Source organism: uncultured Intestinibacter sp. (assembly GCF_902468165.1).
Classification (GTDB): Bacteria; Bacillota; Clostridia; order Peptostreptococcales; family Peptostreptococcaceae; genus Intestinibacter.
Map to the genome: position 1 here is coordinate 1 of NZ_CABQXJ010000095.1, position 9340 is coordinate 9340.

Sequence of the window (9340 nt, forward strand, 5' to 3'; positions counted from 1 at the left end):
ATATTATAAACTTTTTAATTAAATTTAAATCTTATATTAATTCTACTAACTAAAATTATATATCATACTATATTCTAGCTTAGGAATGCTTCTACAATAACTGCTTCAGCTTGTTCTTCGTCAAGGCCGAAGGTCTCTAATTTAAGCAATTGTTCATTATTTATTCTACCTATAGCAGCTTCATGGATTATAGCAGCATCTGTATGGTTTGCTTGTATCTCTGGAATAGAAGCTACTCTTGCATTATCCATTATTATAGAATCACATTGTATATGAGCTTTACACTTTTCATTTCCAACTGCTATTGGATGGAATGATTGTGTAGAATCGTTTTTGGCAACTGAACGAGATACTATCTGTAGTGTTGAGTTTTTACCATTTAAATTAGCAGTTATATTAGATGTAGCATGTTGGTTGTCATGCGTCATTAATTTTTCTGTAATCACAAGCTTAGAGTCTTTACCTACATTTGCTTCAGTTTCTCTAATAGTAGAAGTAACTCCTTTTATTTGAGTCATTTCCATTTCACAATATGATCCTTCTTCCATATGAACTATAGTTGTAGGATTTAGTATTCTATCTCCAGTACCTTCGCCTTCGCCATAGTGTTTTTCTCTATATTTTACTTTAGCATTTTTTCCTATATAAAAAGTATGGATACCATCGTGTTCAGAAGTTGCACTTCCGCAGTTGTGTATACCACAACCAGCGACTATATCAACTTCGGCACCTTCTCCTATAAAGAAATCATTATATACTAAATCGTTTAAACCAGTTTCAGTTAATACAACAGGTATATGAACTTGTTCTCCCTTTGTATGAGGTTTTACAATTATATCTATACCAGGTTTATCTTCTTTTGTTTTTATTTCTATATTTTCTGTAGAGTGACGCATAACTCCTACGCCATCTTTTCTAAGGTTAAATGCTCCTTCAGGTTCCCCTGTAATATCGGCTATTGTCTTTAATAAATTTTCTAGCATACTATTTTTCATGTGTTAAAGCAACCTCCTTTATGGGACAACCACAATCAGTTGGTCCAGCTTGAATAAGTGGCATAATTTGTTCTTTAGGCCCTTTATTTTTAATTTTACCATTTGCAATTATCATAATTTCATCAGCCAAGTCTATTACTCTTTCTTGATGTGAAATTATAATAACAGTTTGTTCCTTGTTTTCTTTGAATTTTTGGAAGCTGTTAACAAGCATTGAAAAACTCCATAAATCTATTCCTGCTTCTGGCTCATCATATATAGCCAGTTTAGGATTTCTAGCCATTAGCGAAGCTATTTCTATTCTTTTTAATTCCCCACCAGATAAAGATGCATCGACATCTCTTTTTAAATACTCTTTAGAACAAAGACCTACGTTAGTAAGGTATTCGCAACAAGCGTCATTACTTAATTTATTTCCAGAAGCTAAATTAAGAAGCTTTTTAACTGTAACGCCTTTAAATCTTGGAGGTTGCTGAAATGCATAACCTATTCCGATTCTTGCACGTTCTGTTATACTAAGGTTTGTGACGTCTTGTCCATCAAATAATATTTGTCCAGATGTTGGTTTTTCTATTCCCATTATTATTTTAGCTAATGTTGATTTACCGCCGCCGTTAGGCCCTGTTATAATTAATATCTTACCTTTTTCAATTGTAAAGTTTATATTATCTAAAATAGTAATTTCACCTTTGCCATCTAAATTGTCTACTTTAAATGTAATATTTTTTAATTCAAGCATAACAAATTCCTTTCTATTTCTATATTTCAAATAAAATACTCAAAATTTAAGTATTTAAAATTATGAGCGCTTAAAGATAAGCACTCATAATTCTCCCCATGTTTTTAAGTTTATACAATTATATCTATTTTTTCTACATGTTTTAATGATATTTTTAACTTTTTAAATTGAAATTTGTTTTTATTTTCCTGCAACAGATAGACCACTTGCTATTACTGTTGGGCTACCAACTGAGCTAAGTGGGAATTTTAGATCATCTCCGACTTCTTCTATATCTTTAAGAAGTTTAAAGAAGTTACCTGCTACAGTTATTTGATCTACTGGATACTCCTTTTTACCGTCTTTTATGTAGAATCCTTTTGCAGCTAATGAGAAATCCCCTGTTATAGCGTTAGCTCCAGAGTGAAGCCCTGCAAAGTCAGTTATTAAAAGCCCTTCACCTATGTTTTCTAATATTTCATCAAAAGATAAATTTCCTTTTTCTATATAGAAATTGCTAGGAGAAACAGCTACAGAAGTTGCATAAGAAGACTTAAATCCATTACCAGTACTTTTTGTATTTGCTTTATTAGCCGTTTTTAAGTTGTGAAGTAATGTTGTAAGTTTTCCATTAGATACAATTTCTTTTTTAAATGTAGCTACACCTTCATCATCAAAAGGTGCTGAAGATAATCCATTATCTAAAAGAGGATTGTCTATTATTGTTACTTTTTCTGAAGCTATCATAGTATTTTCTTTATCTTTTAGTAAAGAAAGTCCTTTTTGAGTAGCATCTGCGCTAAATACTCCACAAAAAGCACTAAGTAGCGATACCATAGCTTCGTTATATAGAGCTATCTTGTAGTTTCCTGTTTTTATAACATTTGAGTTTATTTTTGATAATGCTTCATCAACGCCCATTTTAGCTATTTCTTTGGGATCTATTTGATTTATATTTGTTGCTATTTTGTATCCTGTTCCATCTTGCTTTTCGCCATCTATCTCTACTATAGGTATTATATATGCATAAAGTATATTTTCTTTATTTTTTAAGTTAAGTCCTTTTGTATTTGATATTTGGACTTCACCTTTAGAGTAGGTAATCTTACAACCTCCTATATTTACGACATTTGGGTTGTAGTTTTTGCATTCTTCTTCCATTTTAAGACCTAAGTCGATTAAATCTTTTGGATCTATATTATCTAAATCTTCATAATAGCAAATTACTTTTTCGTATTTTTCATCGCCTTTATATATAAATTGAGTATCTTCATTTTCTATAAGTAAGGCTGCATTTTTAGCAGTAGTTATAAGCATATCTACTGAAGTTTCATCTAGTATTCTAGTATGAGAATACCCTATTTTACCGTTTATTATACCTCTAAATGATAAACCAAAACTTTTGTCTAGATTATAACTTTCTACTTCTTGTTGATAAATAGATATTTCTAAAGACTCTGAATTAGTCACATATATTTCACTATTTTCAAAACCAGCTTCTTTTGCTTTTTCAAATAATATTTCCTTAAATGTATTTAAATTCATAATAGTTACTCCCTTCCGCCAACAGTTATATTTTTAACTCTAATCATAGGCTGACCTACATTTACAGGTATACTTCCTGATTTAGAGCCACACATTCCTTCAGCTTGAGCAACATTATCAGATACCATATCTATTTCCATTAAAACTTCACTACCTTTACCTATAAGTGAAGCTCCTCTAACTGGTTCTGTTATTTCACCATTTTTAACTAAATATCCTTCATTTACAGCGAAGTTAAATTCTCCTGTAACTGGATTTACAGAACCACCACCTAGTTTTTTAGCATATAGTCCATCATCTATTGATTTTATGATATCTTCTACTTTGTCATCACCAGGAGCTATATATGTATTAGTCATTCTTGAAGTCGGCTCATATTTATAACTTTCACGTCTAGAGTTTCCAGTTACTTCTGTATTCATTCTTCTAGCATTTAATTTATCAACCATATATGATTTTAAGATACCATTTTCTATAAGTACATTTCTTCTAGTAGGTGTCCCTTCGTCATCTATATTTGATGAGCCCCAGTGATTTTTCATAGTACCGTCATCTATTGCAGTTAATTTTGTAGATGCTATTTGTTCTCCTAATTTATCACAAAATACTGAGTTTCCTTTTGCAACTGCTGTTGCTTCTAATGCATGGCCGCAGGCCTCGTGGAAGATTACGCCTCCAAATCCATTGTCTATTGCCACTGTCATTTGGCCGGCAGGACAGTTTTTAGCATTTAACATTATATGGGCAGTCTTTGCTGCTTCTCTACCATGATATTCAGGATCCACTTCGTCTTTAAACATTTCAAATCCCATAAGTCTACCTGGATTTTGGCTACCTGTTTGGTTCTCATTTTCATTAGAAGCAATTGCATTTACCATAAGTCTAGTTCTAATTCTAGTGTCTTCAGTATATAATCCTTCCGTATTGGCAATTAATATATTTTGCTCTTTATCCATATATCCAACACTTACTTTTGATATATCAGTGTGGTAATTTTTTGCACTTTTATATGCACTTTTCATAACTTTTATTTTTTCTTTACAATCTACACTACTTGGATTTATTTTTATTGGGTGTAAATTTTTAAAAGTCATATGATTATTTAAGATAATCGATTTTCCTTCTTCTATTTTGCCTAATGCAAGTGCTGCTTTATAAGCAGTATCTAAAAGAGATGATAAGCTATTGTCATTTGTATAAGCATAAACACTTTTTAGCCCTTTGAATATTCTTATACCAATACCATAATCTCTTCCACCTAATATATTTTCTACTTTATCATCTAATACAGAAATACTATTAGTTATACTATCTTCTTCAAATATTTCTGCAAAATCAGCTCCTGTAATTAAACATTTTTCTAGTACTTTAGTCGCTATTTCTTTTGAAATCATATTTCCCCTCCTACCATGTAAATTTATTTTTATGTGCATACAATTTCACACAAAGTTTTAGTAGTTAATTAGTAATTATATTGTTTTAATAAAGAATCAATTGAAACTTTAGATAAGGTGTCTTTAATACAGCTCATAACTTTCTCAAAGGGTGTTACTAATAATTCTGGTAAATCCGATATGATCGGATTATTTATTTGCAAATCATCACTACAGAATATATTTTTTATATTTACTTCATCTGTTATTTTATAGACATCCCATAAAGTTATATCTTTTACATCTTTTTTTAATTTTATACTAGATGTAGAAGGAACTTTTATAAGAAAATCATTTCTACATAGAAGATTTAATATATTTTTTATAACTATAGGATTACATTTTAATTCGTTAGATATATAGTCGCATGTTAACCCTTTTTCATCTCCATACACAGCGATAAATAATATCGTGTGTACTGATAGTTGAAAACGTCTACTAACTTTCATTTTTATCACCTCATGGTAATTTTAGCACACTTAATGTAGTTATTCAAATAACAAAAATGTTATCGTTTTCCAGGTTATTTGCATCAAAAAAGATACAAAAATAAAAGTTGCTTTTTGTATAAAAACGAATTACCCTATACCTATAGGGGTATATGTACCATATATATTTTTAAATATTTCATACCCATAGGGGTATGAAGAGGAGGTTATTATGAGATTATTCAAATCAGAAACAACTAAAACTATTACTTTTATTGTTATTTCTTCAATATGTTTACTTTTAAGTTTAGTAAACAGTATAAATAACTATTTACATTTTAATTTATCATGGGTCGCTATATTACTTTGCGGTTTACCAATCATCAAAGAAGCTTGTATATCTTTATATAAAGAATTCGATATTAAAGCCGATGTATTAGTTTCTTTAGCACTTATCGCATCTGTTATTATAGGTGAAACTTTTGCAGCTGGAGAAATCGCAGTTATAATGACTATCGGTGCCCTTCTTGAAGATTTAACTGTTCAAAAGGCACAATCAGGAATAGAGAGTTTAATAAAATTAACGCCTCAAAAAGCTAGAGTTATAAGAAATAAACAAGAAGTTATGATTGATGCAGATGATATCCAAATAGGCGATATAATAAGAGTTATTGCAGGTGAAATCATTCCAGCAGATGGTATTATTATAAAGGGCGAAGCCTCTATAGATGAATCTATAATGAATGGTGAATCTCTTCCTGTAGATAAAACTGTCGGAGACGATGTATTAAGCGGAACAATAAATCAATATTCTACTTTTGATATGAGAGCTAGCAAAACTTCGAGCGATAGCTCACTTAAGAGAATGATAAGATTAGTAAAAGAAGCTGATGCAGATAAAGCACCTATAGTTAGTTTGACAGATAGATGGGCAACTTGGATTGTAGTTATAGCCTTAGTCTCTTCTATTATTACTTATTTATTTACTCATGAAATACTTAGATCTGTAACTATATTAGTTGTATTTTGTCCTTGTGCTTTAGTTTTAGCTACTCCAACAGCTATTATGGCTGGAATAGGAAATGCCACTAAATACGGTATGCTTATAAAAGGTGGAGATATAATTGAAAGATTATCAAAAGTTAAAAATATAGCTTTTGACAAGACTGGAACATTGACTTATGGCAAATTATCAATAGTAGATTATAAAAGTTTTTGTTCTGAATATAGTGACGAAGAATTTATAAAAATATTAGCATCTGTAGAAGCTCATTCAGAACATCCACTTGGAAAGGCTATAACTTCATATTATAAAGAAAAAAACGACAATCAATTATTAGAAATTGAAGATTTTATAGTACATCCCGGAAAAGGTATAACTGCTGTTTTAAATTCTAAAAATATATTAGTCGGCAATTTAAAAATAATGAAAGATAAAAATATAAATATTAACAATAAAGATATAATTAAAATATCACAAGACTTCTTTAAAAAAGGTTGCACAGTAATTTACTTATCAATAGAAAATAAATTAATAGGATATGTAGCATTATCTGATATTTTAAGACAAGAAAGCAAATCAATAATAAATTATATAAAATCACAAAATATAAATCCAATAATGCTTACTGGAGATAATGAAGCTAGTGCATCAAATATAGCTAATAAAGTCTTTATAGATGATGTATATTCTAGTTTATTTCCAGAAGATAAGATGAAAATAATTAAAGAATTAGAAAGTAAAAATTCTCCTACTTGTATGATTGGCGATGGTGTAAATGATGCACTAGCTTTAAAATATTCAAGTGTTGGGATATCTATGGGTGCTATCGGCAGTGATATAGCTATAGAAGCTTCAGATATAGCACTTGTAAGCGACGATATAAAAAATATACCATATTTACTTTATCTATCTAAAAAAACTATGAAGACTATAAAACTAAATGTAACATTTTCATTAGTATTAAACTTTGTAGCTATAATACTTGCTATGGCGGGAGTATTAAATCCAGTAGTCGGCGCACTTGTTCATAATTTAGGTTCAGTATTTGTTATAATAAATTCATCTAAACTATTAAAGACTAAAAATAATATCGATTTGAATAATAAAACTATATATAACTTTACAAATACTAATATAAAAGCTCTTAATATGTAGATTTGTATTTATTTCATATGCTATTTTGGAATTGCAGGTTAGTTGATTTTTCAAACAATTAGTATTATCATATAATAATAGCAATCTAATAATGGGAGGAATTAACATGCGCCAATGTATGGATATACCAAATATTCAACTTAGAATAAAAAAAATCCAAGGTCAACTCAATGCAATATCTAAAATGGTGGAAGAAGATGTTCCCTGTGAAGATATATTAATCCAAATAAACGCAGCAAAAAGCGCTATGCATAAAGTAGGAAAAGTGGTATTAGAAGGACATATACATCACTGTGTTAAAGACGGAATTGAACACGGAGATATAGAAAAAACAATAGAAGATTTTTCAAAAGCTATAGACTATTTTACTAGAATGGGGTAATTATATAAAGTACATAAAAAGCGATAAATATTTGATATATAATCAAGTTTTTATCGCTTTTTATAATTTAATTTCATATTTTATATGTTTATAAAGTTTATGTATATTTATAAAGTAAAAATATTCATTCTATTCCATTTTGTTATATTACAAAACCACCATTAGAGCTTATCACTTGTCCTGTAATAAAATCGCCTTGTTCTGCTAAAAATAGCGCGCATTTAGCTATATCTTCAGGCTGACCAATTCTCATAAGAGGAGTTTCGTATTTTAACATTTCCATAGTATCTTCACTTAAATCTTTTACCATATCTGTATTTATTACACCTGGTGCAATTGCATTTACATTTATATTTGAAGGCCCTAATTCTTTTGCAAGGGCTTTTGTAAGACCAATCATTCCAGCTTTTGAAGCAGAATAGTCTACTTCTGAAGATCCACCAACAAGCCCCCACATAGAAGATATGTTAATTATGTGACCACTACAATTTGGAAGCATGTATTGTAGTGCTTTTTTTGTAACATAAAATACTGAATTTAAGTTTGTAGATATAACTTCATTCCACTGTTCATAAGATATATCTGTAAATAGACAAGGCTTACTTATACCAGCATTATTTATTAAAACATCGATATTTTCAAATTGACCTATAGTATAATTCACAAGTGCATTTGCTTCTTCTATTTTTGATACATCTGCCTTAAACATTCTAACACTTAGACCTTCTTGTGTTAACATATCATAAAGTTCTTTCGCCTTATCTTCTGATTTATTGTAATTTATAACTACATTATAGTTATTTCTAGCAAATAAGACCGCTATAGCTCGTCCTATACCTCTAGACGAACCTGTTATTAAAACTGTTTTTTTACTTTTCATATTTATACCTCATTATATTTTTTCTTTTTATGTGTTTTATTTTCCTTTTATTAAATCTACATTCATTTTTACAATTAGCGCAACCTAAGTTTAAGTTGGATATATCTAAAAATCTCTCAGGATGTTTTTTAAGTTGATACTCCCATAAAAATAGACTTATAATCGAAAGTAGTATTAAAGAATATGTATATATATTTGGGATTAATATAAATGGTGTAAAGTACATAATATGATCCCAATTATAAATTCTACACACATTACAGCATTTATTTTTCATAAAGAATACCTGAAATGGACACCATATATTTACACAAATCATATCACACCAATAATAAAATAAAAATATCATAATTACCCATGATTTGTTTAAATCTAATTTAAAATATATATAAAATAATATTGAGTTTAAACAAATCCACGCTAAAAGCACGTTAAATGCATTTTTATTGTTAATAACTGTTTGTATACTAACTGCATTTTTATCATAGTTGTTTTTTTCTTTGTAGTGCTTTAAAAATAATTTACCGTTGTAAGTTGTTTTATTTTTACATGGAATAATTACTTTCAAAACATCATTTATCAAATATAGCCAACATATATGATAAATCTTTATGCCAAATATAAGATTGTAATTTAATATATTATATAAGTTGTTTGGATTATATATAAATACAATTAATGCTGAAAAAAATAATATAGTTCTGAGAATAAAGTTTATTCTAGATTTTTTATTCAATCTTCTTACCTCCTATATTATTTATTTAAATATTGTTTTAAATATTATAACGTATAGATAATTAT

9 protein-coding genes are annotated in these 9340 nt (G+C 28.9%); 2 read left to right on the plus strand and 7 right to left on the minus strand.

Going from position 1 to position 9340, the window contains the following annotated elements; genetic code table 11:
• Window positions 1-74: 74 nt before the first annotated feature.
• From RDX53_RS12945 to RDX53_RS12965, 5 genes are all read right to left on the minus strand, one after another.
• Window positions 75-995 (minus strand): SufD family Fe-S cluster assembly protein, encoded by a 921-nt coding sequence (locus tag RDX53_RS12945; protein WP_307994300.1) that lies wholly within the window; start codon window positions 993-995, stop codon window positions 75-77.
• Window positions 985-1734: an ABC transporter ATP-binding protein gene (locus RDX53_RS12950; protein ID WP_195930944.1), complete on the minus strand. Its 750-nt coding sequence runs from the start codon at window positions 1732-1734 to the stop codon at window positions 985-987. The genes RDX53_RS12945 and RDX53_RS12950 overlap by 11 nt, the downstream gene beginning before the upstream one ends.
• Before the next feature lie 180 nt (window positions 1735-1914).
• On the minus strand, window positions 1915-3258 hold the full coding sequence (locus RDX53_RS12955) for a TldD/PmbA family protein (protein ID WP_295676359.1): 1344 nt from the start codon (window positions 3256-3258) through the stop codon (window positions 1915-1917).
• A 5-nt stretch (window positions 3259-3263) separates the two neighbouring features.
• Entirely contained in the window at window positions 3264-4652 is a 1389-nt protein-coding gene (locus tag RDX53_RS12960; RefSeq protein ID WP_295734240.1) for a TldD/PmbA family protein, read from the minus strand.
• Window positions 4653-4720: 68 nt separating this feature from the next.
• Entirely contained in the window at window positions 4721-5140 is a 420-nt protein-coding gene (locus tag RDX53_RS12965; RefSeq protein ID WP_195930947.1) for an Rrf2 family transcriptional regulator, read from the minus strand.
• Between the two features lie 211 nt (window positions 5141-5351).
• Here RDX53_RS12965 and RDX53_RS12970 point away from each other — a divergent pair, with 211 nt between their 5' ends.
• On the plus strand, window positions 5352-7277 hold the full coding sequence (locus tag RDX53_RS12970) for a cation-translocating P-type ATPase (RefSeq protein WP_307994301.1): 1926 nt from the start codon (window positions 5352-5354) through the stop codon (window positions 7275-7277).
• A gap of 106 nt (window positions 7278-7383) precedes the next feature.
• Window positions 7384-7659 carry a metal-sensing transcriptional repressor gene (locus RDX53_RS12975; protein WP_195930948.1) on the plus strand — a complete coding sequence of 92 codons (276 nt, stop codon included), beginning with the start codon at window positions 7384-7386 and terminating at the stop codon, window positions 7657-7659.
• A 142-nt stretch (window positions 7660-7801) separates the two neighbouring features.
• Here the strand turns inward: RDX53_RS12975 and fabG are convergent, their stop codons facing one another.
• Complete coding sequence (fabG, locus tag RDX53_RS12980) at window positions 7802-8539, minus strand: 3-oxoacyl-ACP reductase FabG (RefSeq protein WP_295734234.1); 738 nt, start codon at window positions 8537-8539, stop codon at window positions 7802-7804.
• Window positions 8529-9275 carry a hypothetical protein gene (locus RDX53_RS12985; protein WP_307994302.1) on the minus strand — a complete coding sequence of 249 codons (747 nt, stop codon included), beginning with the start codon at window positions 9273-9275 and terminating at the stop codon, window positions 8529-8531. Before RDX53_RS12985 ends, fabG begins: the two co-directional genes overlap by 11 nt.
• Window positions 9276-9340 lie beyond the last annotated feature (65 nt).